General features: G+C 41.5%; 26 protein-coding genes. 13 read left to right on the top strand and 13 right to left on the bottom strand.

The window, feature by feature from the left end:
- Window positions 1–35 precede the first annotated feature (35 nt).
- From FXN70_RS05375 to FXN70_RS05355, 5 genes are all read right to left on the bottom strand, one after another.
- Entirely contained in the window at window positions 36–1,289 is a 1,254-nt protein-coding gene (locus tag FXN70_RS05375) for a hypothetical protein (RefSeq protein ID WP_324646446.1), read from the bottom strand.
- A 187-nt stretch (window positions 1,290–1,476) separates the two neighbouring features.
- Window positions 1,477–2,595, bottom strand: a complete 1,119-nt coding sequence (gene asd / locus FXN70_RS05370; protein ID WP_324646445.1) for an aspartate-semialdehyde dehydrogenase — start codon at window positions 2,593–2,595, stop codon at window positions 1,477–1,479.
- 150 nt (window positions 2,596–2,745) lie between these two features.
- Window positions 2,746–3,867 carry a glycosyltransferase family 4 protein gene (locus FXN70_RS05365; RefSeq protein ID WP_324646444.1) on the bottom strand — a complete coding sequence of 374 codons (1,122 nt, stop codon included), beginning with the start codon at window positions 3,865–3,867 and terminating at the stop codon, window positions 2,746–2,748.
- A gap of 97 nt (window positions 3,868–3,964) precedes the next feature.
- Complete coding sequence (locus FXN70_RS05360) at window positions 3,965–4,825, bottom strand: hypothetical protein (RefSeq protein ID WP_324646443.1); 861 nt, start codon at window positions 4,823–4,825, stop codon at window positions 3,965–3,967.
- A gap of 85 nt (window positions 4,826–4,910) precedes the next feature.
- Window positions 4,911–5,846: a lauroyl acyltransferase gene (locus FXN70_RS05355; protein WP_324646442.1), complete on the bottom strand. Its 936-nt coding sequence runs from the start codon at window positions 5,844–5,846 to the stop codon at window positions 4,911–4,913.
- Between the two features lie 137 nt (window positions 5,847–5,983).
- On the opposite strand from FXN70_RS05355, the gene FXN70_RS05350 reads away from it, so the two are divergent.
- Window positions 5,984–6,235 carry a DUF1272 domain-containing protein gene (locus tag FXN70_RS05350; RefSeq protein ID WP_324646441.1) on the top strand — a complete coding sequence of 84 codons (252 nt, stop codon included), beginning with the start codon at window positions 5,984–5,986 and terminating at the stop codon, window positions 6,233–6,235.
- A 90-nt stretch (window positions 6,236–6,325) separates the two neighbouring features.
- Window positions 6,326–6,715 (top strand): cytochrome b562, encoded by a 390-nt coding sequence (locus FXN70_RS05345; protein WP_324646440.1) that lies wholly within the window; start codon window positions 6,326–6,328, stop codon window positions 6,713–6,715.
- Window positions 6,716–6,781: 66 nt separating this feature from the next.
- Here FXN70_RS05345 and FXN70_RS05340 read toward each other — a convergent pair whose 3' ends face one another.
- A complete protein-coding gene (locus FXN70_RS05340; RefSeq protein ID WP_324646439.1) occupies window positions 6,782–8,692 on the bottom strand; it encodes an ATP-binding cassette domain-containing protein in 1,911 nt (636 codons plus the stop codon).
- A gap of 33 nt (window positions 8,693–8,725) precedes the next feature.
- On the opposite strand from FXN70_RS05340, the gene FXN70_RS05335 reads away from it, so the two are divergent.
- From FXN70_RS05335 to FXN70_RS05295, 9 genes are all read left to right on the top strand, one after another.
- A complete protein-coding gene (locus tag FXN70_RS05335; protein WP_324646438.1) occupies window positions 8,726–8,971 on the top strand; it encodes a SlyX family protein in 246 nt (81 codons plus the stop codon).
- A gap of 100 nt (window positions 8,972–9,071) precedes the next feature.
- Window positions 9,072–9,521 carry an ammonium transporter gene (locus FXN70_RS05330; RefSeq protein WP_324646437.1) on the top strand — a complete coding sequence of 150 codons (450 nt, stop codon included), beginning with the start codon at window positions 9,072–9,074 and terminating at the stop codon, window positions 9,519–9,521.
- 25 nt (window positions 9,522–9,546) lie between these two features.
- On the top strand, window positions 9,547–12,195 hold the full coding sequence (topA, locus tag FXN70_RS05325) for a type I DNA topoisomerase (protein WP_324646436.1): 2,649 nt from the start codon (window positions 9,547–9,549) through the stop codon (window positions 12,193–12,195).
- A 61-nt stretch (window positions 12,196–12,256) separates the two neighbouring features.
- A complete protein-coding gene (locus tag FXN70_RS05320) occupies window positions 12,257–12,712 on the top strand; it encodes an NUDIX hydrolase (RefSeq protein WP_324646435.1) in 456 nt (151 codons plus the stop codon).
- The gene (locus FXN70_RS05315) at window positions 12,705–13,487 is read left to right on the top strand and encodes a hypothetical protein (protein WP_324646434.1); all 783 of its coding nucleotides are present in this window, start codon (window positions 12,705–12,707) and stop codon (window positions 13,485–13,487) included. The genes FXN70_RS05320 and FXN70_RS05315 overlap by 8 nt, the downstream gene beginning before the upstream one ends.
- Window positions 13,488–13,602: 115 nt before the next feature.
- A complete protein-coding gene (locus tag FXN70_RS05310; RefSeq protein WP_324646433.1) occupies window positions 13,603–15,582 on the top strand; it encodes an ATP-dependent helicase in 1,980 nt (659 codons plus the stop codon).
- Window positions 15,583–15,639: 57 nt separating this feature from the next.
- Window positions 15,640–15,876 carry an RNA-binding protein gene (locus FXN70_RS05305; RefSeq protein WP_324646432.1) on the top strand — a complete coding sequence of 79 codons (237 nt, stop codon included), beginning with the start codon at window positions 15,640–15,642 and terminating at the stop codon, window positions 15,874–15,876.
- A gap of 147 nt (window positions 15,877–16,023) precedes the next feature.
- Entirely contained in the window at window positions 16,024–16,527 is a 504-nt protein-coding gene (locus FXN70_RS05300; RefSeq protein WP_324646431.1) for a DUF6586 family protein, read from the top strand.
- Window positions 16,528–16,627: 100 nt separating this feature from the next.
- Complete coding sequence (locus FXN70_RS05295) at window positions 16,628–16,906, top strand: hypothetical protein (protein WP_324646430.1); 279 nt, start codon at window positions 16,628–16,630, stop codon at window positions 16,904–16,906.
- A 52-nt stretch (window positions 16,907–16,958) separates the two neighbouring features.
- Here FXN70_RS05295 and FXN70_RS05290 read toward each other — a convergent pair whose 3' ends face one another.
- The 3 genes from FXN70_RS05290 to rpmB form a co-directional block, all read right to left on the bottom strand.
- Window positions 16,959–18,677 carry a cation:proton antiporter gene (locus FXN70_RS05290; protein WP_324646429.1) on the bottom strand — a complete coding sequence of 573 codons (1,719 nt, stop codon included), beginning with the start codon at window positions 18,675–18,677 and terminating at the stop codon, window positions 16,959–16,961.
- Between the two features lie 132 nt (window positions 18,678–18,809).
- Window positions 18,810–18,965 carry a 50S ribosomal protein L33 gene (gene rpmG / locus FXN70_RS05285; protein WP_001205031.1) on the bottom strand — a complete coding sequence of 52 codons (156 nt, stop codon included), beginning with the start codon at window positions 18,963–18,965 and terminating at the stop codon, window positions 18,810–18,812.
- A gap of 12 nt (window positions 18,966–18,977) precedes the next feature.
- On the bottom strand, window positions 18,978–19,214 hold the full coding sequence (gene rpmB / locus FXN70_RS05280) for a 50S ribosomal protein L28 (RefSeq protein ID WP_010325866.1): 237 nt from the start codon (window positions 19,212–19,214) through the stop codon (window positions 18,978–18,980).
- A gap of 464 nt (window positions 19,215–19,678) precedes the next feature.
- On the opposite strand from rpmB, the gene FXN70_RS05275 reads away from it, so the two are divergent.
- Complete coding sequence (locus FXN70_RS05275; protein ID WP_324646428.1) at window positions 19,679–20,353, top strand: TetR/AcrR family transcriptional regulator; 675 nt, start codon at window positions 19,679–19,681, stop codon at window positions 20,351–20,353.
- 98 nt (window positions 20,354–20,451) lie between these two features.
- Window positions 20,452–21,315, top strand: coding sequence for a formyltetrahydrofolate deformylase (gene purU / locus FXN70_RS05270; RefSeq protein ID WP_324646427.1), 864 nt, complete (start codon window positions 20,452–20,454; stop codon window positions 21,313–21,315).
- 54 nt (window positions 21,316–21,369) lie between these two features.
- Here the strand turns inward: purU and yihA are convergent, their stop codons facing one another.
- The 4 genes from yihA to FXN70_RS05250 all read right to left on the bottom strand — a co-directional run bounded on the left by yihA (window position 21,370) and on the right by FXN70_RS05250 (window position 25,729).
- Window positions 21,370–22,269, bottom strand: coding sequence for a ribosome biogenesis GTP-binding protein YihA/YsxC (gene yihA / locus FXN70_RS05265; RefSeq protein WP_324646426.1), 900 nt, complete (start codon window positions 22,267–22,269; stop codon window positions 21,370–21,372).
- A gap of 84 nt (window positions 22,270–22,353) precedes the next feature.
- The gene (locus FXN70_RS05260; RefSeq protein WP_324646424.1) at window positions 22,354–22,782 is read right to left on the bottom strand and encodes an Rrf2 family transcriptional regulator; all 429 of its coding nucleotides are present in this window, start codon (window positions 22,780–22,782) and stop codon (window positions 22,354–22,356) included.
- 78 nt (window positions 22,783–22,860) lie between these two features.
- Window positions 22,861–24,072 carry an NO-inducible flavohemoprotein gene (gene hmpA, locus FXN70_RS05255; RefSeq protein ID WP_324646423.1) on the bottom strand — a complete coding sequence of 404 codons (1,212 nt, stop codon included), beginning with the start codon at window positions 24,070–24,072 and terminating at the stop codon, window positions 22,861–22,863.
- 139 nt (window positions 24,073–24,211) lie between these two features.
- Window positions 24,212–25,729, bottom strand: coding sequence for a helicase HerA-like domain-containing protein (locus FXN70_RS05250; protein WP_324646422.1), 1,518 nt, complete (start codon window positions 25,727–25,729; stop codon window positions 24,212–24,214).
- Window positions 25,730–25,735: the final 6 nt, after the last annotated feature.

The raw sequence follows: 25,735 nt of genomic DNA, 5'->3' as shown, positions 1-25,735 counted from the left end.
TGCATCGAGTATTCGCCATTCAGGCGACTGACTCTTTAGTGATGTTGTAGCTTTTTTGCCATTTGGCGTTGTTGTAGCTGTTGCTGTAACTGTGCCAAACGTGCATTTAATAATTGGAGTTTATGATCTTTTTGCTGTAAAGCAAAGTCGAGTTGTGAAACTTGTTTTTGTAAGGTTAAAGTTTTTTGTCGGGTCAGACTCAAATGCTCAATTGAACGTTCTAAGGCTGCACGTTGATGTGCTTGTTGCGCAGCCGATTGATTGCTGAGTTGATCAGGTTGATTGGTGATTAAACTCATTTGTGCTTGATCGAGACGGTATTTGGTATTGACTGCTTGTGTGGTTGGATGAGCAATTTTAGTTGGCGCTGGTGTATGTTGCAGATCTAAATTAAGCTGCGTTCCTTGCTTGATTCGATTGATATTGCCTGAGACAAAAGCATGTTCATTGAGCGCTTGAATTTGTTTCATGACCACAGGAATGGGTTGATGTGTTTGAGCAGAAATCCTCGATGCAATTGTCCAAAGAGAATCTTGGTGTTTTACCGTGTAGTGTTTCTCTGTTGAAGCTGCTGGTTTTTTTTGTGTTTTTTTCGCAGCTGCTGGGTCGGGCGAGTCGTTTTTAGTCTTTTGTGCTAGAGCTTGATTTGACGGTGTTGTTGCTACAGCCTGAACCGTATGAGGGGAAACGCTGGTTGAATTTGTGCTTATTGGTTGCGATGCCTGTGGCTTTGGTAACGATGTTGTTTGTATCGCAAGAGCTTGATCTGCATTTGTGGCGGTTTGTACGCTTTCAGCTTGGTTATAGCGTGTACTGGTTGGCAAGTTTAGGGCAATTTCTTTTTCTGTGACCAATTGTGGAATGAGCGGTTGGTCGGAGCGTGCAGTAGGCAGCATCGCTTTAATATTGAGAGATGAAAAGTTTTTATTTACCTGTTGGATATACGTACCATCCGCATCTTGTACTTTTACGGCAACATTGATTTGATCATTAGTCATTGGGCGATTAGAAGTAATGACAATGACACCTGTACTGGCACTGGTTGGACGCACAAAAATATTTAAATTATCGTCAGGTGCTGTTGTTGTACCTAAATTGCTAAGGTCATCAGTGGATGCAAAACTGACTTGAACAGGCTGACTACCATTGGCATTCCGATAAGGAATTTCTGCATACAGCAGTTGCCCCTGAGTTGATTGAATATTAGCACTATCAAAACTTAAGCTGTGTCCAAATTGAGACGCTAAGCTGAATAGAATAAAGCAAGAAAGCTTATTGTATTTGATCATGTTATTTATGAAGGCATGCCGCTGACAGTGTTTATTATAATGTAGCGATATGTGCATGTATTGTAAAATTTAAAAGGAAAAATAAAGCCAATCATTATTGATCGGCTTTATTTTGACATTTTTCAGCTTGCTTTTTTAATTTTGTTATTAACAAACGCAGAGAGGCAGGTTGGTAATAACGTTATAATTAAGCATTTTTGTATTCAATAAGAATACGAAGCATACGACGTAGCGGTTCTGCTGCACCCCAAAGCAATTGGTCACCTACGGTGAATGCACCGAGGTACTCTTTGCCCATATTAAGCTTACGTAAGCGTCCAACAGGCACGGTTAAAGTCCCTGTTACCGCCACAGGCGTTAAATCGGTCATAGATGCTTCACGTGTATTTGGCACAACTTTCGCCCATTGGCTTGACGCTGCAATCATGCTTTCAATTTCGTCTAAAGGCACATCTTTTTTCAGCTTTAGCGTAATTGCTTGTGAGTGACAACGCATGGCACCAATGCGCACACAGTGACCATCAATTGGGACAATTTGGGCATTGCCTAAAATTTTGTTGGTTTCAACTTGGCCTTTCCATTCTTCTTTCGATTGACCGCTTTCAAGCTGTTTATCGATATATGGAATTAAAGAACCTGCCAATGGCACACCAAAGTTGGCAGAAGGGAAACCTTCACCGCGTTGCAAGTCTGCAATTTGACGGTCAATATCTAAAATGGCAGATTTTGGATCATCTAATAAGGTTTTGGTATTGTTATACAAATACCCCATACCAGTAATCAATTCACGCATATTTTGCGCGCCAGCACCTGATGCGGCTTGGTAGGTCATAGAAGTTGCCCATTCCACCAAATTATTTTGGAACAGTGAACCTAAGCCCATAAGCATTAAAGAAACCGTACAGTTGCCGCCAACGAAGGTTTTAGTCCCGTTGACTAAACCATCTTTAATGACATTTAAGTTAACAGGATCAAGTACAATAATTGCTTCATCGTCCATACGTAAAGTCGATGCTGCATCAATCCAATAACCATTCCAATTTTCAGCTTTGAGCTTTGGGAATACCTCAGAGGTATAATCACCGCCTTGGCAGGTAATAATGACATCCATTTGCTTCAGACTGTTAATGTCTGTTGCATCCATAAGTGCTGGGGCAGTCTTTCCACCAAATGCAGGCGCTTCACCACCTGCGTTACTGGTAGAGAAATAGAACGGTTCAAAGTGAGCAAAATCATTCTCTTCAACCATACGTTGCATCAGGACAGAACCAACCATCCCACGCCAACCGACCAGACCTACTTTCATGTCATTGTGCCTCGGTGTTGTGATAAAAAATAAAGGGATATCGAGTGTAGCAAAAGTAGTCTGAACTGCAAGCACTACAATGCTGAAATCGTTAAAAAACTTGAATCAAATATCTTGTTTTCGATACATACAAAAGTGATAAGTCTATCATTAAGCTATCGTTGTCCGCTTTGGTTCATCGATGATTGACTGATACAACGCTAAAGTTCGTTGACACATATTTTCTAAACTAAATTGTGTGACGGCTTTAACATGCTGTGGTTGTTCGATATGTTGCTTAACAGTCTCTATAAGTTGTTGCGAATGGTCGACTTCAATTAAACCTTGTGGGTAAATTGCCGATAAAATTTCGGCAACCCCACCACGATTCCAACCAATGACAGGTGTGCCAACTGATAACGCTTCAAGCGCGGTTCTGCCAAAAGTTTCAGCTTGATTAGATAATGACAGTACGACATCGCTAAAAGCCAACCATTCACGAATATCTGAACGATGTCCAACGAAAGTGATGCGTTCAGCTAATTGCTGTTGTTGAATATTTTGTTCAAGTTCATCTAAATAGGCCTGTTTTTTTGGGTCAGCCCCACCCACCACCACGGCATGTAGTTGCGGATAGTGTTTGAGTTGTTGCATGAGTGCAATTAAAGTTTCGTGTCCTTTTAGCCGAGTAATACGACCCGGCAGACACAAAATAAATTTATTCTCAAGTTCAGGATAATCTAAAAAGACTTGATGAAACCACTGCGCCGGCGGTTGATAACCGTGTGGAAAGGCTTTTGGATCGATGCCGCGGTAAATTTTCACAATCGATTCGGGTGGGCAAGCGGGATAATGTTGTCTGATGTAATCTACAACGCTAGATGATACAGCAATGACTTTTTCGGCTTGGGTCATAATCGCGCTATAACGATTGACCGAATAAAAGCCATGCACCGTGCTAATTAAATGTGGGCGTAAATGTTGAGGAATACCTTTTAACGCAAAATGAGTCAACCACGCTGGAACACGCGAACGGACATGTAAAATATCGGGTTGTTCGGCCAAAATGGCTTTACGTAAAGCTCCGACCTGCAACAAACTTAGCAAAGATTTTTTATGAATGGGCAGTTGAATATGCTGTGTTCCTTCGGCTTCTAATTCAGGAACTAAGCGCCCGCCGTTCGACACCACCACAGATTGATGACCTGCTGCAACCAGAGCACGCGCAATTTCAAGTGTGCCACGTTCTACGCCGCCACTATTTAATTCGGGCAATAATTGCATTACTTTCATGTGTACTTTTCAACCTATGTTCTACTAAAAAATGACCCAAAAAACGTGCTGAAGATCAGCAGGGCGGTTTTAAAAGGAGTTATTGGTAAAATATCGCTTAATCTGCATAACAACAAGGAATTTCCTTCCACTGTCCATTTTGCATTTCAAACAAACCTTGCTCTAAATGTAATTGCTTCTTTTGAGGATAGCGGGTTAGATCCCCCAATGTGTTGTTAATAAAGTCGTATTTTTCAAATTTTTCGGTTTCAGGATTGTAAGTAAAAGCTAAATAGCGTTGTTCTCCATTACCGACCTGTTTGCTTACATCAAGTAATATATCGAAATAACCATCATAATTTAAGTCGAGATATTCAACCGAATATGCTTGCGCTTCAAAGCCTGTTAAACGTTGTATGGTCTGATTTTTAGGGTTAATGATGGTCACTTGCGTAATTTTCTTATTGTGCCATTCAGGGTCTTCAAAGCCGTAATATTTTAATTTAAATACAGGCTGTGTTTTGCTTGTGGCAATGGCTGGTTTGAACAGCATTTGACGTTCAGTTTCATCGGGGTAATGAATAATGCTGGCGTTGAAAGTATTTTGCTCTCGATTCAGTGTGCCTGTAATTTTATATTCTGGCGGGGCTTCTAAGCCTTTTTCAGCATCAAACGACTTCAATTGAATATTTAAGCCTTTTTGAAAACCTTCCAAGGAAACACCACCGCGACGATCTAAATAAAATAATGTACCGTTCGGATTCCAAACACCAGTGCGCAAGGTTAAGAACAATGAACCATCTTCAGAAATCCAATCGCGCCATACCCAAGTGGATAAATTTGGCGTAATTTCAATTGTTGGTGGGGCTGTGGTGGTGATTGTTTTTTGAGTAGGTGCTGTGGTTTTAATGGCTTGCGGTGCAGCTTTTATTTGATGATCTGCTGTATTTAAGCTCGTAATGTGCTCTTTTTTTTGCACAAAAAAGTACTTATAGGTGAATGCGCCACCGAACACAAGGATGAAAAAAAGGCAGATCCAAAAAAGCTTTTTCGAAATTTTCATTTTAATAGATATTTTCATAACCCTCAGGACGGGTTTTAAACCGGCGATGGAACCACATATATTGAGTCGGGGCAATGCGCAGCTGTTGCTCAATAACGGTGTTGACGCGGGTTGCATCTGCAACTTCATCTTCAGATGGGAAATTGTCTAGCGCAGGTTCAATTAAGACACGATAACGTGGATTGGCTTCATCGCCATAACGATAAAAATATAACGGCACCGCAACCGCTTTTGAAATTTTAAGTAGGCGGCGATGCGCGGTAACGGTTGCCGCAGGCACACCAAAAAACGGCGCCATGACACCTTGTTTTAAGCCAAAGTCTTGGTCGGGACTATACCAAATCGCATCGCCATCTTTGAGTTTACGAATTAAGCCACGCATATCATCATGGTCAATTTGATGTTTATAAATGGTATCGCGACCACGATAAATCAGCAAATCGAGCAGTGGATTATTTTGTGGGCGATAGACCACATCAGGTTCGAAATATTGCGCACAAAGATAACCGCCTGCATCTAGTAATGTGCTATGCGTACCCAACAACAATACACCTTTGCCTTCGGCCTGCGCTTGGGTGATATGTTCAAGTCCTTCAATGCTGACTCGGCCTTGAAACCATTTTGGACAATACCATGCGTTGAGTGTTTCAAATGCACCTAGCATCATATCGACAAAAACTTGTTTGGCATTCACTTCAAGCTCTTGCTGTGACCATTCTGGAAAGCAAACTTCTAAATTACGCAGTGTGGTTTTACGGCGAGATTTCAGCAATTTCCATGATGTATTGCCAAGTAGATGAGCCAAACGGCGTTGAAGCGCCCAAGGTAAAATGGCAAGACACATCAAAAAGACAATGCTGATCCAAGCTGTCCAATATTTAGGCAGTAAAAAAGACCATTCAAATTTTCCGGGAAGATAATCTTGCTGTTTACTCATTGGGATAATTAAATCAATTTTTTGAGCAGTTTAACATGAACTGCGCAGACTGTTGCGATCTACTACAATTCTGGCGTGTCGTGCTTGTGATTCGTTGTATGATGTGAATAAAACTATGTTGCGGACAAGAAATCATCATGCTTGCCTTACGCCCAAACTGTGAATGCTGTAATTGTGATTTAGCGCCCAATGCCGCGAATGCGTTGATTTGTTCATTTGAATGTACGTTCTGCCAAAATTGTGCTGAACGACAATTAAATTTTATTTGTCCAAATTGTGAGGGCGAGTTAGTTAAACGCCCCATTCGTCCGGCCAATAAGTTGCAACAATATCCTGCCTCAACCGAACGTGTCTTTAACCTAGACTTAGCGAAGAATGATCTAGATTGATTTTTTATTTTATAAAAATAGATTTAAAGCTTAGCTTAAGTTTTGATCCACATAATCCAAAAAGAACAATCGAAAATAAGGAATCTCTCGATGAAATTTAAATGGGCATTGGCCAGCGCATTCGTTGCTTCATTTTGGATGAATAGCAGTTTTGCAGCAGGTTTGGGTCAAGATATGTGGCATTTATATAAAAACTATAGTGCATTTAAAAAAGCCAAAGAAGCACCTGTTGCACTCACTGCTTTAACTGAAATGCAGCAAGCGGCCACTGATGCGAAAACCAATGTGCCTATGAAACTGATTGGACAGCCAGACAATAGCCCGCAAATGCAAGATTATCAGCAAACATTTGACCATTTACTAGGTGAAATTAATCAAGCGATGGATTTGGTTAAAGCGGGAAATTTAGCCCAAGCACAGGCGCAAGTGGTGCCAAACATCGATAAAATCCGTGACGAAGGGCATAAGAAATTTCGCTAATTCTGCAAGAAATAAAAAACCACGCAAGCGCGTGGTTTTTTAATGATAATGGCAATAAATCGGGGTTTAGTTACCTTTGCTCATATTCTCAAGCACATCCCAACGCTCAAGTTTTTCAAGCAACAACTCTTCAATTTCAGCTAAACGCTGACTGGCTTGGGTTGCTGCATCGGCATCTTTTACAAACCACGAGCCATCGGCAAGTTTGTCAGATAATTCTGATTGTTCTGCTTCTAATGTTTCAATTTCGGCAGGCAATTGCTCAAGTTCACGCTGATCTTTAAAGCTCAGTTTGACTTTTTTCGGTGCTGCTTGCGCCGCTAGCTTTTGTGCTTCCGCTTTGGCTTGTGCTTTTTTTACATCAGACTTTTGGTCAACAACTTTATCGTCAGGGCGTTGCATTAAGTAATCTTGATAACCGCCGATGTATTCTGCAATACCGCCTTTACCATCGAACACCCACGTTGATGTCACCACGTTGTCCATAAAGGCACGGTCATGGCTAATCAGTAACAATGTGCCGCCATAGCCGCCCAACATTTCTTCAAGCAACTCTAAAGTCACCATATCTAAGTCGTTGGTCGGTTCGTCCATCACAATTAAGTTGGATGGTTTTAGCAAAAGTTTTGCTAGTAAAATGCGATTACGCTCACCACCCGACAAAGCTTTTACAGGCGTACGTGCACGTTCAGGCGAGAATAAAAAGTCTTGTAAGTAGCTGTAGATATGACGGCGACCACCGTTGACATCGACAAAGTCTGAACCTTCAGAAACGTTATCTTTCACAGACTTTTCTAAGTCGAGTGCATTACGCAATTGGTCAAAATAAGCTACTTCTAATTGTGTACCGGTTTTAACCGAACCTTGATGGGCAATTTCACCCAAAATGGCTTTAATTAAGGTGGTTTTACCGACACCGTTATCGCCCACCAAACCAATACGGTCGCCACGCATGACCACAGCAGAGAAGTTGTTGATCAGCTTTTTATCATCGTAGCTGACGCTAACATTGTCAATTTCAAACACCAACTTGCCCGAACGCTGCGCTTCTTGGGTCGACATATTGACTTTGCCTTGCTGCGAACGGCGCGCTTTTGATTCTTCACGTAAGGCTTTTAAGGCACGCACACGACCTTCGTTACGGGTACGGCGGGCTTTAATGCCTTGGCGAATCCACACTTCTTCTTCGGCTAAGCGTTTGTCGAACAGCGCATTTTGCTTTTCTTCGGCTTCCATTTGCATGGCTTTGAGTTCGAGGTAACGTGAATAGTTGCCTTCGTAACTACGCAAAGTACCACGGTCAAGTTCGACAATACGCGTTGCAATGCTATCGACAAATGAACGGTCATGCGAAATAAACAACAAAGTTAAATTGTTTTGATCAAGCAAGAATTTTTCTAACCATTCAATGCTTTCGACATCTAAATGGTTGGTTGGTTCGTCAAGCAAAAGCACATCAGGTTGAGTTAATAAAGCACGCGCTAAAAGTACACGGCGTTTACGACCACCCGATAAATCGGCCAAGTCGGCTTCAGGGTCTAAGCCCATTTTGCTTAAAATAGAGTTGACTTTGGTTTCTAAAGCCCAGCCATCAAGTTGGTCAAGCTTATGCTGTAAATTCCCCATGCGGTCGCAGGCATCCATATCGCCCAGTACACACGCATCGCTGGCTTCATGGTAGGCTCTAAGAACCGTTGCAGCTTCACCTGCGCCATCGGCAACAATATCGGCGACTTTGCCCGAATCCATTGGCACATCTTGAGCCAGCATCGATACAGTTAAACCATTTTGAATAGAAACTTCGCCACGATCGGGCAATAGACTTCCCTCAATCAGCTTAAGTAAAGTAGACTTACCTTCGCCATTACGACCGATTAAACACACTCGTTCGCCACGATCTAGTGCAAAGCTCGCGCCGTCGAGCAGGGCGGGTCCACCAAACGCCAGTTGGACATCCCTTAAAGTAATATAGGCCATAATGTTTTCCAAAATCCCAAATGAGAGAGTTAAATGACTAAACCAACAGATAACGATGATTATGCGTCATTTTCCGCACCCATTGAAGATTTGCAAGTCCGAATTGCGTTTTTAGATGATTTAGTTGAACAATTAAATGAGCAACTGGTCGTGCAAGGGCAAGAAATTGATGCTTTGAAAAAGCAAATGCAATTTTTATATCAACGGGTGGAAGCGGCTGATTTATCGGAAGGAATTGCAGCGTTTGATCCTTTAACCAATCGTCCACCACATTATTGAGAAATTGAAGATTGTTGTGTTATTTGATTAATTTCACGCGATAACTTGCCTTTTAAGCATTGCCTGTGCAAATCTATAAAAAGAGAGTAAAGGTGATGTTATGGAACATACGGGATTTTGGGTTGCCCTAATTATTGTGGTGTTTGTACTTGGGTCAGTGTTAGGACTGAGAGTCAATCCACGAGAAAAGGCATTGGGTATTATGCGTGATAAAGCACGTAAGATGGGTTTGCACCCACGTTTAATTGCCGCACCCGAATGGACTAAAATTCCAAAAGCCACCGAAACACGTGCCAGTATGGTTGCTTATTATAGTGTGTTACTCCCTGAGGCGAAATTAGCGCTGATGCGTGCGCGAATTCAAGACAATCGTTTTGAATTGGTGCATGGGGATGATAAATTTAAAGATTATCCCATTGCATTAAAGGGGATTTATGCTATTGATATGCAGGCAAACTGTGTGGGTGTGTATTGGGATGAACATGCAGATCTTCATGCCACCCAACTTGAAGAAATGAAAAGCTACCTCACGTCTTTAGCACAGCTTTAAAATTTAATTAGGAAACGTATACCATATGGCGAATGCTCCTCGGTCTAGCGCAAAAACGACTACAGAAACAGCACCAAGTAGCGCGAAAAAACGCGCACTTGTGATTGTGGAGTCACCTGCTAAAGCCAAAACCATTAATAAATATTTGGGCAATGAATACATTGTAAAATCATCGGTGGGGCACGTACGTGACTTGCCAACAGGTGGTGGCAATAAATCGACAGAAAAAAAGACCACGACCACGCGTACGAAATTAACTGCCGAAGAAAAAGAATTAAAAGCTCAAAATGCACTGATTAACCGCATGGGGGTTGACCCTGAACATGACTGGAAGGCGCATTATGAAGTGCTACCGGGCAAAGAACATGTGGTTGCAGAACTCAAAAAGCTGGCGTCTCAAGTCGATGAAATTTACCTTGCAACGGATTTGGACCGTGAAGGGGAAGCAATTGCTTGGCATTTGCGTGAAGTGATTGGTGGTGATGAGAGCCGTTATCAACGTGTGGTATTTAACGAAATTACCAAAAATGCCATTCAGGAAGCCTTTAAACATCCAACCCGTTTAGACATCGATCGTGTCAATGCACAGCAAGCACGCCGTTTCTTAGACCGTGTCGTGGGCTTTATGATTTCGCCATTACTGTGGGAAAAAATTGCCCGTGGTTTATCGGCAGGTCGGGTGCAATCGGTTGCGGTGAAATTGGTTTGTGAACGTGAGCGTGATATTCGGGCATTTATTCCTGAAGAATATTGGCAGATTTTTGCAGATACCCAAGCACAAAAAGATCAGATTCGTTTAGAAGCGGTCAAGCAAGCGGGCAAAACATTAAAGCTAAAAAACCAAGCTGAAACTGATGCTGTTTTGAATATTCTCAACCATGCAGAATATAAAGTTGCACAGCGCGAAGATAAGCCGACGAAGGTCAATCCAAGTGCGCCCTATATCACCTCGACCTTACAGCAAGCGGCGAGTACGCGTTTAGGTTTTTCTGTGAAAAAAACCATGATGCTTGCGCAGCGTTTGTATGAAGGTGGTTTCATTACCTATATGCGTACTGACTCGACTTTTTTAAGTGATGATGCTGTAAATATGGTTCGTAGCCATATTGAGCAGCAGTTTGGTGAAAAATATATCCCGACTAAACCGAACCGTTATGGTAACAAAGCGGGTGCACAAGAAGCGCATGAAGCAATTCGTCCATCGAATGTTGCTTTAACAGGCGACCAATTGGTTGGTACAGAGCGTGATGCACAGCGTTTGTATGATTTGATTTGGCGTCAGTTTGTGGCATGTCAGATGATGCCTGCCGAATATTTATCTTCAACGTTAACTGTAACCGCAGGTGACGTAGAGCTAAAAGCCAAAGGCCGTACTTTGGTGTTTGATGGTTTTACCCGTGTTCGTGGCGCAAATAAATCGGACGATGACGTTTTATTGCCTGCTATTCAAGTTGGGGAAATTCTGAAACTTGAAAAGCTAGATCCAAGCCAGCACTTTACCAAACCACCTGCACGTTTTACCGAAGCATCATTGGTTAAAGAGCTTGAAAAACGCGGGATTGGTCGTCCATCGACCTATGCTGCGATTATTTCAACCATTCAAGACCGTGGTTACGTAAAGCTTGAAAACCGTCGTTTATTTGCCGAAAAAATGGGTGAGATTGTCACTGACCGTTTGGATGAAAGCTTTAATAACCTGATGAATTATGCCTTTACCGCAGATTTAGAGGGACAGCTTGACCAAGTTGCAACAGGCGAACAGAACTGGAAAAAACTGCTGGATAATTTCTATGGCGATTTCAAAAAACGTTTGAATACCGCACAGGGTGAAACGGGCATGCGCCGTAATCAGCCTGTGGAAGTGCCGAATGTTCACTGCCCTGAATGCAGCCGACCAATGCAAATTCGCACGGGTACAACAGGGGTGTTTTTAGGTTGTTCAGGCTATAACTTACCACCTAAAGAACGCTGTAAAGGCACTTTAAATTTAGCACCTGTTGAATCGTTGGCGATGCTGTCTGACGATGATGGTGCAGAAACCGCAGACTTAATGTCGAAGCATCGTTGTCCAAAATGTGCCACTGCAATGGACAGTTACGTACTTGATGGTCAGCGTAAGTTACATGTGTGTGGTAATAACCCTGATTGTGATGGCTATGAGGTCGAAGCAGGCGAATTTAAAATTAAGGGCTATGACGGGCCGAGTATTCCATGCGATAAGTGTGATGGCGAAATGCAGCTTAAAACAGGGCGTTTCGGGCCTTATTTTGCCTGCACCAGTTGTGACAATACCCGTAAAGTTTTAAAAAGTGGCCAGCCTGCGCCGCCACGTGTAGACCCAATTAAAATGGAACATTTACGTTCGACCAAGCACGATGATTATTTCGTTTTACGTGATGGTGCAGCAGGATTATTTTTAGCTGCGAGTAAGTTCCCTAAAATTCGTGAAACACGCGCACCGAAAGTGGCAGAGTTACGTAGTGTGGCCGAACAGCTTGATCCGAAGTATCAATATTTATTGCAAGCACCCGATGTTGATCCTGAAGGCAATCCAACGCTCATTAAGTTTAGCCGTAAAAATCAGGTGCAATATATTGGTTCAGAAACACCAGAAGGTAAACAAACTAAGTGGAGTTTGGTCTATCAAGATGGAAAATGGGTCGATGTGAAATAAATTTCAAAATTTTAAATGCTAGCTCAGGCTAGCATTTTTTATGAAAAAATAGGAGCTTTACATGATTCCCGTACGTTCAATTGCTGTATCAGGCGTTGCATTGGCAAAAATAGGTCATGAAACAAAAATACTGCTAATGAAAAGAGCAAAGGAAGGCTTTTGGTCGCATATTACGGGTAAAGTTGAGGCCCAAGAAACAGCACAGCAAACCATTGTGCGAGAGTGTTTTGAGGAAACGGCAATTGTTGTAACGCAAATGTATAGTGCAGATTATATAGAGCAATTTTATGAGCCGAATAATAACAATATTGAATTGGTACCTGTCTTTGTTGTTTTTTGCCAAGAAGATCAAATCGTGACTTTAAATCATGAACATACGGAATATCGTTGGTGTACGCTTGAGGAAGCGAAAACTTTGGTCAGTTTTTCAGGCCAGCGAAAATTATATGATCATGTTTGGAAAAACTTTATAGATCGACAGCCATTTGAACTTTTGAAAATTACTTTAGATGCCTAATTATCCTGCACAAATTTCATGGAAATCGCTTCGCGTATTAATTCTACTCATCATTTTATTGATAGTCGCAATCAATGCGTGGCGTGACCAAAACCAAAATTGGAAGCAACCGATTTTTGTTTTATTGCATCCAGTGAATGCCGATGGGCGAGCGACTACGGCAAGCTATATTGCACAACTTAAAAGCTCAGACTTTGCCGAAGCACGACAATTCTTAGACCAATCGGCACGGCATTATCGGCAGCAACCTGTCTATTTTTATTTTCAGCTTGGGCGAACTTTACAAACTTTAGCGCCAGTTGTGCCAGAGCAAGCCAATATTTTTCAGGTCATCTGGTGGAGTTTAAAGTTTCGTTTTTATGCGTGGCGACAACATCAGGCTTTAGATGGTGCAGCAACTGTTACGCTATATTTAAACTATTACGATCCCAAATATACCAGTACTTTAATCCACTCGACTGCACTAGAAAAAGGACGGATTGGTTCAGTCAATGTATTTGCATCGAACACACAAGCGCAGCAAAACCAAATTGTGATTACGCATGAATTATTACATGCCTTTGGCGCAAGCGATAAATATGATCTCACAACAGGGCAGCCCATTTTCCCCGTCGGTTATGTCAACCCACAGCAACAACCGCTTTATCCGCAGCAGTATGCAGAAATTATGACAGGGCATATTCCTATTTCTGCACAAAAAAGCAAAATGGCAGACGGATTAGCTCAAGTTAAAATGAATCAAGCGACAGCCCTAGAAATTGGGTGGCTGCGTTAATTGTGGATAACTTTTAAGTTATCCACGTTCAATTGCGCGCTTTAAATTAACTTTTCAGCAAGATCAAAGTCAGTTTGCTAAACTGTGCTTATATTTGATCGAATTTTGATATTGAATGAGTCTAAACACCTTAATTGATGAACTTAACCCTCAGCAAAAACAAGCGGCAACCACAACGGCACAAAATTGTTTAATCTTGGCTGGGGCAGGGTGTGGCAAAACCAAAACCATTGTGGCACGTGCTGCTTATTTAATTGATCAAGGCATACCTGCACAACAGATTCAGATTTTAACCTTCACTCGTCGTGCTGCCAGCGAAATTGTGACTCGGGTCGAGCAACATTTGGGTGTCATGGCAAAAGGCTTACGTGCTTCGACCTTTCATACTTTTTGCATGTATTTGTTAAAGCGTAATCCGCAAGCATTTGGTTTAACTCAATTTAGTATTATTGATCGAGATGATCAGTTGCTCATGTTCCGCTTGTTACGTGGAAAAGGTCGTGAAAGTAATTTGCCCAAAGCAGCACAGCTCTGTGATATTTATTCCTTCGCGCGCAACACCCAAGTTAAATTATCCGATGCCATTATTCAGGTACTACCCGAAGTTTTGCCGTTTAAGACTGAAATTAGTGAAGTCATGCGCCAATATGAACAGCGCAAGCAAGAACGCAATTATTTAGATTATGATGATATTTTGTCGATTGTTGCGGTGAATTTGCAGCAATCGCCCGAGTTGGTCGATTGGGTGGCTCGTTTATGTTCAGTCATGTTGGTTGATGAAATGCAAGACACCAATCCGTTGCAATGGTCGCTTCTAGAACCGTTACTTGGTCGAGTCGAATTATTTTGTGTTGGTGATGATGCGCAGTCGATTTATGGTTTTCGCGGCGCAGATTTTGAAAATGTACATCATTTTAAAGAACGTGTTCCCGATGCCGAAGTGCTGACCTTACAAGAAAATTATCGTTCTACCCAAGAAATTTTGGATTTATCCAACTGGTTATTACGAGTCAGTCCAATTGACTACAATAAACAGCTCACGGCATATCGTGGAACAGGAATAAAACCCAGTCTGAATATTTTTCCAAATGAGTTTGAAGAAGCCAATTGGATTGCACAAGATTTACAGCAACGCCATCAACAAGATACGCCGTGGAACAAGCACATGGTCTTGGTACGCTCATCTTATGCCGCGCGGCATATTGAAGGTGCGTTCATTAAATCTAATATTCCGTATCGTTTTATTGGTGGCACGAAACTGCTTGAGTCGGCACATGTCAAAGATTTGCTCAGTTTGCTACGAATTTCATCCAATCCGCAAGATGATTTGGCGTGGATGCGTTTTTTGACTTTATGGGATGGTGTGGGTGATGTTGGTGCAAGTCGTTTATCCGCCGAACTGATGCTTTTAGAGAGCGTGGATGCCCGCTGTAATCGTTTAGAACAACATGGTAAAGTGACACCGAAAGCCATTTTAATCTTAAAACAATTGGCCGTACTGCAAAATGAAGTGCAAGCCTGTATTCATTTGGCGATAGATGCATTAACCGAGCAGCTTTCACAAAATTATAAAAATCAAGATTGGTCACGCCGCGTCAAAGATTTTGAGTTGGTTAAACAATTGGCACAAAAACATGTTGGTCTGGGCGAGTTTTTAGAAGAATATGTCTTAGAGCCGATTTCGATTTCTGAAGTTGAGCGTGCCAAAGACCAAGATGTTGTCACCTTAATTACTGTGCATTCAGCCAAAGGTGCAGAGCAACAGGTGTGTTATGTGCCGCACGTGACGGTGAATCAATATCCACATGCGCGGGCGCAAGGTGACTTTGATGCCGTTGAAGAAGAGCGCCGTGTGTTGTATGTGGCGTTTACACGGGCACAAAACGAGCTAATTTTAACCAAGCAAGATTTAAATAGCTGGGCATACGAACAAACCGATGAGCAAGGGCGTAAAATCAGCAGCTATTTTTTAAATGATTTACCGACAACGCTGGTGGATGTCAGGGTACATAAACGCGTGCCGATGGCATCTGGGTCGAACTTTCAACACAAAAAGCTCACGACACGCATTACATTTGGTTTAGATTTTGATTAAACAGACTCAACACAATCAAGTGTTGGGATTTTCTTATTTGATATACAGGTTTTTTAGATGAAAATTTTAGTTCGTAATCTTGAGCGCAGTGTGACCGAAGCAGAGTTAAATGCACTGTTTAAACCATATGGCGCTATTGAGTCATGTGTGATTGTAACCGATGCAGCAACCGGAAAATCCAAAGGTTTTGGTTTCGTTGAAATGACAAATCCGCGTGAGGCAATTAAAGCCATTAAAGCTTTAAATACCTTTAAGGTGAAAGGTGCTGGCATTCGCGTTAAAGCCGCAGAATAACCAGAATAGAAGAGAGCATTGGCTCTCTTCTTTTTATATAAATATTTTAAAAATCAGCAGGTTTTATATAAAAGAAGTGCTGAAAAATGATTTATGTATTAAGCTGCAAAAAACGACCTGTTCTTAACGCGAAATTAGGGAATTAATATGACTCGTGTTGCACGTTACCATGCCGATCGAACCAATCAAAAATTATACTTTGCTCGTTTAGCCTGTCAGCAAGCTGAACAAGTAGATGCAGTGCAACAAGTCCAAGCCTATCGTGAAACGGCGGTTTTTCATCTCCATGGTGCAATTTTGGCGTTTTTACAAGAATTGGTGCGTTATTATCGCTTAAGCGACACGCAGCCAACGTTAAAATCCATTGAAGATAAAATGGCAGAAAAAGGTCAAGTATCGCCTGAAGTTGCGGTGATGCAGCAATTGGCACGTGATGGTTTCATTGCTGAACTAAAACATGCCTATAGAATGTGTCAGTATGCGCCTGAGCCTACTGCGCCTACGCCTGAAGATGAAACGTCATCAAATTTAATTATTAAAGTGACGCAAGGGCCGCAATCGTGGTTACCCGATGTAAAAATTTTACGTGACTGGCATAAAGATTTAAGTCAATTGATCGATGGGTTTCGTAATGAAATGGTAGAATTTTGATACAAAAGTCTGAAAAATAGCTTGAAATTTTGCAATCTGATACCGATATACGATAATCTGAATTGAGCGCATATCGTGCTTTTCAATCTGTGGAGGTCTTATGTCTATACAACAGCTCAAAGCGTTATTTGGCAATCAAGAAGCAACACTAGAACTTGTGCAGCTTGAAAATGGTGATGTGGCATTGCGTAGTGCAGCATCGGAAAAAGCCCCTTTGCTGACTATTCAGTTTAATGAAGAAGTGCGTGACTTATTGGGTGAAAATACCACAATGGTCGCACAGCAAATGGTACAAGCGGCATTATTGGGATTACTCGAAAAACAAGCCAATGCATGGCATGCCGAAGTGGTCGATGAGCAACCACAATATTTAAGTTAATTAAAACATCATGCAACTTACGTCCAGTATGTTGCATGAAGATGATTTTGCTTTAGTGTGTGGTTTTTTGATGCGCTTGTTCAATATGGGTTAAAATATGCGTACTCATGTTTTTGGCCATTTCTTCTTTGGCATAAAATACCTCTCCAATGTCTTCATCGCGAATTGCATCAGCTTCTTGTTTGCTTTCAGCACACATCAAAACTTGAATATGTGGATTAAGCTGCGTAGCAATATCGACAATTCGATGAATATCTAAAATATCCATGGGCGATAAAATCAGCATGCGTGCATGCATAATATGCGCTTGGATCAGTACACTTGGCTCAGTTGCAATCCCACTTACGGCTGGAATTTCTTTTTCACGCAGTTTTTCAACAATTTCGCGGTTTTCTTCAGCAATCACCACTTTAATATTTTGTGCCATCAGTGATGTGGTAATTCGACGCCCAACTTCACCATAACCAACCATGACCACTTGGTCGCGCAAGTAGTTTTGATCGACTTCATCGGGCAGCATGGCCAATGGATCGCCACTGCGTTCGAGTAAGCGTGCCAAATGTGAGCGCTCACGAATCCAACGTTGTATTGGTTCAATCGCAGAAAAGATAAATGAATTGAGGGTAATCGAAAATAAAGCGCCTGCTAAAATCAGGTTTTGCGCTTCTGTGGTGAGTAATCCTAAAGAAATGCCCAGTGTGGCTAAAATAAATGAAAACTCGCCAATTTGGGCTAAACTTGCACCAACGGTTAGTGCGGTATTAATGGGGTAACGGAAGAACAATACCAGTGCAATTGCGGCAATTGTTTTACCGAGCATAATAATGCCAACCACCGCTAAAATATGCCAAGGTTGTTCAATTAAAATGTGTGGGTCGAACAGCATACCCACCGATACGAAAAATAAAATCGAAAAAACTTCGCGTAAGGGCAGGGTTTCTTCTTCAGCGCGGTGGCTAAAGTCAGATTCTTTGACCACCATCCCGGCAAAAAAGGCTCCGAGTGCCATCGATACACCAAAAACCGCATACGAGCCATAGGCAATCGACACAGCGCAGGCAACGACAGTTAAGGTGAAGAGTTCACGTGAACCTAAACGTGCCACAAATTGCATAATTAACGGCACAAGACGTTTGCCAATAATCAGCATGAAGGCAATAAAGCCACCCACTTTAAGTAAGGTTAATCCCAAAGTGAGCCAAATATTTTGGCTAACGGCTGCGCCATGTTCAGGTGCTTTACCACCTAACAACACCGCAGTTGCAGGTAAAATGACCAAGCCTAAAACCATCACAAGGTCTTCAACCAACAACCAACCCACGGCAATTTTACCGTTGACTGAGTCCAGTAAGCCGCGATCACCTAAGGCTTTAAGTAAAACAACGGTACTGGCACAAGACAAACTTAAACCAAAAACAAGCGCTGAACCAAATGACCATCCCCATAGCATAGCAACGCCTAAACCCAATACGGTGGCTGCTGTAATTTGTAAGATGGCGCCAGGTACTGCAATTCTACGGACTTGTAATAAGTCCGATAAAGAAAAATGCATACCAACGCCGAACATTAAAAACATCACCCCGAGTTCGGCCAACTGATTCGCCAATTGTAAGTCGGCCACTACGCCCGGCGTATTTGGGCTAATAATAATGCCTGCAATTAAATAGCCCACCAAAGGTGGCAGGCGCAGGCGAGCCGCGATATAACCAAAGAATAAGGCAATCCCAAAGCCAACGGCTAAAAGAACAATCAGGTCAACATTATGTGGCACGGGCACATTCCTTAAATGGAGGTTTTGGTCAGTGTCAGAAAAATTTATTGTAATAGGTGATCTTAACAATAAGCATAAAAAAAAGGCAAAAAAAACGACCCCAAAAGGAGTCGTTCTTTCCAAAAGCTAAAATTATTTGATTTTAGCTTCTTTGAAAATCACGTGTTGACGGATTTTTGGATCAAATTTTTTGATTTCCATTTTTTCCGGCATAGTACGTTTGTTCTTAGTGGTAGTGTAGAAATAACCAGTACCAGCTGAAGAAACTAAGCGAATCTTGTCACGCATTGCAAGGTCTCCTTAGATCTTTTGGCCTTGAGCACGAAGATCAGTAACAACCTTTTCAATGCCCAATTTGTCGATAATACGCATACCTTTAGTGGTTAAACGAAGACGTACAAAACGCTTTTCGCTTTCTAACCAAAAACGGTGATGATGCAGGTTCGGCTCGAACCGGCGTTTAGTTTTGTTGTTTGCGTGTGAGACGTTGTTACCAACGACTGGACGCTTGCCGGTAACTTGGCAAACCTTAGACATGGTGGAACTCCATTGATTTAGCCAACAGCAAACCTGTGGCCAGTCATAATACAAACAGATTGAATTTATTCAAGGGGCGTTTTATACCAAAAATACGATTAAAAGACAAGCGAATTTACACAAAAGCGCATGCTAAATTGTGTGATAGCTCATGCCTTGATCGTTTTAAAGCTTCGCTTTGAGAAAACATTTCGCTTAAATCTAACTTTGGACTAAAAGCACCTTGTTTTAGTCGTGAAAATACGCTTTTTCATCGCTCAAAGGGCGGTATTTTACCTGTGTTTGAGCGCTGAATTGATAGCTTAAATCATACTTGCATATTTGAACGCAGCACAGATTTTAGCATATTTTTAGGCTTGTTATAAATTGCATGTTTAGATAATGAAATGGACTTTACCGCAAGGTAATAAATGATTTAAAATAAATTAGAGTTTTTGCTCTAAATAATGGGGTGGTAAGGGAAAATGATACAGCCAAAAGCAAGTAAAACCAAGCAACGTATTTTGGAGCTAAGCTTAAACTTATTTAATGAAAAAGGTGAGCGGGCGGTGACAACCAATCACATTGCTGCGGCGTTAAATATGAGTCCGGGGAATTTGTATTATCATTTTTCAAATAAGCAAGAAATTATTAAAGCTATTACTATGCAATATCAGCAAGAAACGCTACAAATGCTTGCATTACCCGAAGGGCGAGCAGTGAGTCCGAATGATAAAATTCATTATTTTCATGTCATGAGTAGTCAACTTTGGCGTTATCGCTTTATTCATCGTGATATTTTTCATTTGGTTGAAAATGATCAAAGCTTTAAAAGTTTATATGCCGACTATTCACAGCAAGTTATGCAACAAGTCAAAAAAATCTATCATGCCTTTGTTGAAGTTGGATTAATGCATTTGAATGCAAGTGAAGCGGAAGCTTTGATTATTAATATTTGGATTGTATTAACTAATTGGACTAACTTCTTATTTATGTCGGGGCATTTGGATGATCAAAACCATTTAGATGAAAAATGGCGCTTACAGGCATTAAGGCAATTGGTGTGTTTGGAAGGACCTTACCTCATGGGTGAAAGTCGAGTGGTTTACGAAAACTTGTTGGCAAATGTTGAGCAAGGGGTGGCTTTTCCACTTGCATAGGACTTGGATGGCATGTGAATGAAAAATAAGTGTGCTTCTTGAAAAAAGGCGGTAGAATGCTCTGCTAAATTTTTCAATGACGAGTGATTGATAGCGACATGAATATGACCACTGCCAATACTGCACGTTTACTTATTACTTGTGAAGACAAGCCGGGTATTGTGCAAGCTGTATCGAGTTTTTTGTATCATCAAGGGGCAAATATTACTGCACTTGATCAATACGCTACAGAGGCGCAAGGTGGACGCTATTTCATGCGCGTTGAATTTGAACTTGAGCATTTGCAATCACGTAAAGATACTTTAATTCAAACCTTCGAGCAAAATGTTGCTGCGCGTTATGAAATGCAATGGCGTTTGGCTTTTGTGGGCGATGTGAAAAAAGTCGGTATTTTGGTCTCTAAAGTTGACCATGCTTTACTTGAACTTTTATGGCGTCATGCGCGTGGTGGTTTAGCATGTGAAATTACCCATGTTATTTCTAACCATGAAGATTTACGTGAGTCGGTTGAAAACTTCGGTATTCCATTTACCGTGATTAAAGTCAGCAAAGACAATAAAGCCGAAGCTTATGCACAAATCCATGAATTGATGAAAGACAACGACTTATTGGTACTTGCACGTTATATGCAAATTTTGAGTGAAGATTTCGTGGCAAATTGGCCAATGAAAATTATCAACATTCATCATTCATTCTTGCCTGCGTTTGTGGGGGCTAATCCGTACAAACAAGCTTATGAAAAAGGCGTGAAATTGATTGGTGCAACGGCACATTATGTGACTGCTGAGCTAGACCAAGGTCCAATCATTGAGCAAGATGTAGAGCGTGTAAGCCATGACTACAGCGTTGAGCAATTACGTGAGTTGGGTGAAGATGTCGAGCGTAATGTGTTGGCACGTGCGGTAAAATGGCATTTAGAAGACCGTATTATTGTAGAAGGCAATAAAACTGTCGTGTTCTAAGCCATTTGAATTGAATAATAAAAAGGCATGTTTTAAAACATGCCTTTTTTGTCTTTAATGATTTTCGTCGGTTGATGAATCATCATCTAATGCGCTGGCTTCAGGAATATCATCCATATTGATTCCTTCGGGCATATGATCATCTTCTTCACTGATGATTGGGATAGCATCAAGATCAATGCCTGCAAGTAAATCATTTCCCATGGCATCGTTTTGTAGGGGGATAACTTGGTTGTTGTCATCTAAAGTGTAGTGTAAGCGTCCTGCCATCACCGAGGCGAGTTCTTCCAAACCTTGTTTATTTAATGATGAAAACAGTTGCATTGAAAATTGTAACTTCATTTTTTTCAAAGCTTGTTTAACTTCAATTAACACTTGGTTCGCAGGGCCACGGTTTAATTTGTCAGCTTTGGTGAGTAAGACGTGCACAAATAGATTACGTGAATGCGCCCACTCTAGCATCATCAAGTCGAAGTGTTGTAAAGGATGGCGAATGTCCATCAATAACACCAAGCCTTGTAAGCTTTTACGGTGAATTAAATAATTCTCTAACTCTTTTTGCCAAACAATTTTCATTGCTTCAGGTACAGCAGCATAGCCATAACCCGGTAAGTCAACCAAGCGTTGGTCGGGGTTGCCCAAGCTGAAGAAGTTAATCATTTGGGTGCGGCCCGGTTTTTTAGACGCACGTGCCAATTGTTTTTGATTGGTTAAGGCATTGATGGCACTGGATTTACCTGCATTAGAACGACCAGCAAAAGCAATTTCATAGCCTGTGTCTTCTACGCACAATGAAAGTTTTGGCGCACTCATTAAAAACTCAGCTCGACGCAGCCAGTTTAGACTTTGCACCGCATAGTCAGTTAACGCAGGATTCACCTTTCTTTCATAGCTAATCTTGGTTTTAGGCGCTAATTTGGCTTTGGTGTCTTTTGATTTCGCATAGCGATGCATAGAGCTTAACTTTTTAATCAATAAATACACAGAGCATTATAAAGGAAGTCGTCACATCAAGCGAATCGGATATTTTAGATTTATTTACAGTGTGAGAAAGGCAATTGCTGAATGGGATGCAGGGGTATTTAAAACATCTTTAAGTCGGTATTGATCTAGAGATTGATAAAATTGTTGAAGTGCTTGATCTAAAATACCTTTTAGACCGCAATGTGCACGTAAGACGCACGGTGGAGTATGACATTCTACAATCTGATGGTCGCCTTGTAAGATACGAACAATGGTGCCTAATTTAAAATCTAGGGTTTTGGGATTGAGTTTTAAGCCACCGCCTTTACCACGTGTGGTGATAATCCATTCTTGTTTAGCCATAAAATGAACTATTTTGACTAAGTGATTTTGGGATACATGCAAGTCTTGAGCGATATCTGCAATCGTATAAGGTACATCGTTCGGGCGAGCAACATACATCAGAATTCTGAGTGCATAATCTGTAAACTTATTGAGTTGCATGAGTTTCACTCAATCTAATGCTGTAAATAGAAAGAGCTAGTCTAACATAGACTAGCCCTATGCAAAACGCAGCACTGATTAGCTGAGTTTTACACCACCTGTACCAAAGGCCTCGCTGTGAATGTTAGCCGCAGGAATACCTCGTGCAACAAGAGCCTGATGTTGTGCTGCCATGAATGGCATTGGTCCACATAGATAATAGTCGGCATTGCTTGGCAAGAATGCAGCATCTATTGATGCTAAATCTAAGCGGCCAATCGCATCATAATCTTGACCTAACACGTCATCTTGATGTGGGAATTCATAAGCAGTGAATGTGCTTAAACGTGGATATTTGGTTTTGGTTTCTTGTATATGTTTTTTCATGGCATGCACTTGGCTACTACGGCAGGCATGAATAAAGTTGACGGGTTGTGGCATATCTAGAGTCACTAATTGATTGAGCATCGCAATCATTGGTGTTAAACCTACACCACCACTAATAAATACATTACGTTTGCTGCTGTCAATTAAATAGAAGTTACCTGTTGGTGCAGACACTTCAATTTCTGAACCTTCGGCCAAACTATGCAACGTACTAGATACCCAGCCACTAGCCAAATCAGCTTTTTCATCTTCACGTTTGACTGAGATGCGTAGGTAATCTGCTTGGGGGCTAGTTGAAAGTGTGTATTGGCGAGGTTGTCTTAAATTCAGTTCGGGTACAAATACGCGGACGGAAATATATTGACCCGCTTCATATTTTGGTAATTCACCGCCATCTACAGGAGTTAAATAGAATGAAGTAATTTCATTACTTTCAACAACTTTTTTGGCAATTTTGAAATTTCTCCAGCCTAACCAGCTGCCTTTTGTCTGTTCATGTTGATCATAAATGGCTTTTTCAGTGCTAATAAAGAGATTGGCCAATTGACCATAAGCAGCAGCCCATGCACCAATCAATGGATCTTCCATTGAAATATTTAGGACTTCACTAATCGAATGTAGCAGGTTTTCACCAACGATGCCGTAGTCGGGCGATTGAATATTTAAGCTCACATGCTTATGCGCAATCATTTCTACCACAGGCAACAGCACAGAAGGATCTTCGATATTTTCTGCATAAGCCAAAACCGCACCTGCTAATGCTTGGGCCTGTGCTCCGCTACGTTGATGACCTAAGTTGAAGGTTTCTTTTAATTCAGGATGATTGCCTAACATACGATTATAAAAATAACCAGTCAGTGCAACGCCATTTTCACGTAATACAGGAACAGTTGCTTTTACTAGGTCAATTTGCTGTGGAGTCATGGTTGATCTCTCTTGGCTATTACTTATAAGATATATTTAAAATACATTTTATAAGGTGTATTTGCAATATATATTTAGAAAAACCATAAAAAAATTAAGGGATAGTGGTTTATCCCTTAATTTACAATCAATTATGTTGCTATTTTTTGCCGAATAATGAACCCAGTAATCCCCGAACTAGTTTTTGACCTGTTGGCCCACCTAAGGTGCGTGCCGCGCTTTTTGCAAAAGTACCAATCACATCTTGAGTGAGTTTTTCTCGCTCGCGCTGAGCTTTTTCTTGGGCTTTTTGCTGCTCACGCGCTAAACGCTCTTGTTCTTTGCTTTGTTGTTCCGACTCCACTTGCATTTGCTGTTGCTGCGCACTTTCGTTAACTTTGCGTTGTAACATTTCATAGGCACTGTCGCGATCGGCTGCATTTTCGTAGGCACCCGCAACAATACTTTGGCTTATTAAAGTTTTGCGTTCTTCAGGGCTGAGTGGGCTAAAAGAGGATTGCGGTGGCATGATCCAACCGCGAGCGACCACTTGCGGCGTGCCTTGTTCGTCTAGGCAGCTAATTAATGCTTCGCCTACGCCAAGCTGTGTGATGACATCACTCACCTGAAGATTAGGATTGGCACGAAATGTATCTGCTGCTGTTTTAACAGCTTTTTGATCTTTTGGCGTGAATGCGCGTAATGCATGTTGAATGCGGTTTCCTAGTTGGCCTAAAACTTTTTCAGGAATGTCTAATGGGCTTTGGCTAATAAAATAAATGCCAACTCCTTTGGATCGAATAAGGCGGATGACTTGCTGAATTTTTTCTTGTAAGGCATCGCTGGCGTTGTCAAACAGTAAATGTGCTTCATCGAAGAAAAACACGAGTTTGGGTTTATCTAAATCGCCAACTTCAGGCAGTTTTTCAAATAGTTCCGATAACATCCACAGCAAAAAGGTTGCATAGAGCTTGGGGGTATTCATGAGTTGATCTGCTGCAAGTAGGTTGATATATCCTTTGCCTGCGCTGTCAGTTTGAATAAAATCGAGAATGTTTAAACTGGGTTCTCCAAAGAATTGTTCTGCGCCTTGATCGCCAAGTGCTAAAAGATTACGTTGAATTGCGCCTAGACTTGCCGGCGAAAGGTTGCCATATTCGGCTTTAAAGTCGGCAGTATTTTCTGTCACGTAGGTGAGCATGGCTTTTAAATCTTTGAAATCAATTAAAAGCAAACCTTGATCGTCTGCAATACGAAATACAGCAGATAGCACACCTTCTTGGGTTTCATTTAAGTTCAGCATCTGTGCGAGCAAAAGTGGGCCAATTTCTGAAATGGTGGCTCGAATAGGGTGGCCTTGCTGACCAAATACATCCCAAAAGATGACAGGAAATGCCTGAAAATCAACATGGTCTATACCCAGTGTATGTATGCGCGCCTCAAATTTTTCCGATGTGCTGCCAGCTTTAGCAATGCTAGATACGTCACCTTTGGCATCCGCCAACAACACTGGTACGCCAATATTAGAGAATTGTTCCGCCAATACTTTTAGGGTAACCGTTTTTCCGGTACCGGTTGCACCCGCAATTAAACCATGTCGATTGACAAATTGTGAATACAATACAATGTCTTCTTGAATGTTGGCTGTATTTTTGGCAATTGTAATTGTTGTTCCCATTTTTTG

Source organism: Acinetobacter sp. MD2, assembly GCF_035615575.1.
Classification (GTDB): domain Bacteria; phylum Pseudomonadota; class Gammaproteobacteria; order Pseudomonadales; family Moraxellaceae; genus Acinetobacter.
This window is presented reverse-complemented; position numbering and strand designations above follow the sequence as displayed.